Source organism: Gemmatimonadales bacterium (assembly GCA_030697825.1).
Taxonomy (GTDB): Bacteria; Gemmatimonadota; Gemmatimonadetes; order Gemmatimonadales; family JACORV01; genus JACORV01.
Map to the genome: position 1 here is coordinate 1 of JAUYOW010000189.1, position 1,338 is coordinate 1,338.

Below are 1,338 nucleotides of genomic sequence, written 5' to 3' on the forward strand. Positions count from 1 at the left end.
GCCGACGGCGCTCGCCCTGCCGGTGCGTGGCCTGCACGCGGATCTCGTGCGGGCGCCGGGCCAGCTCGCGCCGCTGCTCGCGTCCTGGCCCGCGGATCGCACGCTCTCCCTCGGCGTCATCGACGGGCGGAACATCTGGAAGGCGGACCTCGCCGAGCGTCTGGCCTGGCTTGAGCGGGCGCGGGAGCGGGTCGGGGCCGAGCGCTTGTGGGTCGCGCCCTCGTGCTCGCTGTTGCATGTGCCGATTGACCTCGAGCTCGAAACGCGGCTCGACGCGGAGCTGCGCGATTGGCTGGCCTTTGCCAGGCAGAAGCTGGGCGAGGTCGTGACGCTAGCGCGGGCCGTGCGTGACGGCCGGCAGCGCGTGGTGGCGGCGCTCGACGCGAACGCGCGCGCGGTGGCCGCCCGTCGGCGCTCGCCCCGCATTCACAATCCGGCCGTCACGCAGCGCGCGGCGGGCGTGACCGAGCGGGACCTCCGGCGCGCGTCGCCGCATGCCGCGCGCCGCCAGCAGCAGCTCCCGCTGCCGCTCTACCCGACGACCACGATCGGCTCCTTCCCGCAGACGGCCGAGGTGCGCGCGGCGCGGAAGAAGCTCCACGACGGCCAGATGACCCAGCCCGAGTACGAGGCGTTCATCGAAGGCCAGATCCAGAAGACGCTCACGCTCCAGGAGGAGATCGGGCTCGACGTGCTGGTGCACGGGGAATTCGAGCGTAACGACATGGTGGAGTACTTCGGCGAGCAGCTCCAAGGCTTCGCGTTCACCGAGCACGGCTGGGTGCAGTCCTACGGGACCCGCTACGTCAAGCCGCCGATCATCTTCGGCGACGTCTCGCGGCCCCGACCGATGACGGTGCGGTGGAGCCGGTTCGCCCAGTCGCGTACCGCGCGGCCGGTCAAGGGCATGCTCACGGGGCCGGTCACCATTCTCCAGTGGTCGTTCGTGCGGGACGATCAGCCGAGATCGGAGACGGCGAAGCAGCTCGCGCTCGCGATCCGGGACGAGGTGCTGGACCTCGAGGCCGTGGGGATCCGCGTCATCCAGATCGACGAGCCCGCGCTGCGGGAGGGCCTCCCCCTCCGGCGCGCCGAGTGGAACGCCTACCTGGAGTGGGCGGTGAGCGTCTTCCGGCTCTCGACGAGCGGCGTCAAGGATGCGACGCAGATTCACACCCACATGTGCTACAGCGAGTTCAACGACGTGATCCGCGTGATCGAGAAGATGGACGCCGACGTCATCTCGATCGAAAACGCGCGCTCGGGGTCGGAGCTACTCGAGGCCTTCAAGGAGTACCGGTATCCGCACGAGATCGGCCCTGGCGTCTACGACATCCA

Annotated in this window: 1 protein-coding gene; it reads left to right on the forward strand. The window is 70.1% G+C overall.

What is annotated here, in order from left to right; genetic code table 11:
• The coding region (gene metE, locus Q8Q85_10195; GenBank protein ID MDP3774623.1) for a 5-methyltetrahydropteroyltriglutamate--homocysteine S-methyltransferase at positions 1–1,338 on the forward strand (1,338 nt) is incomplete at both ends.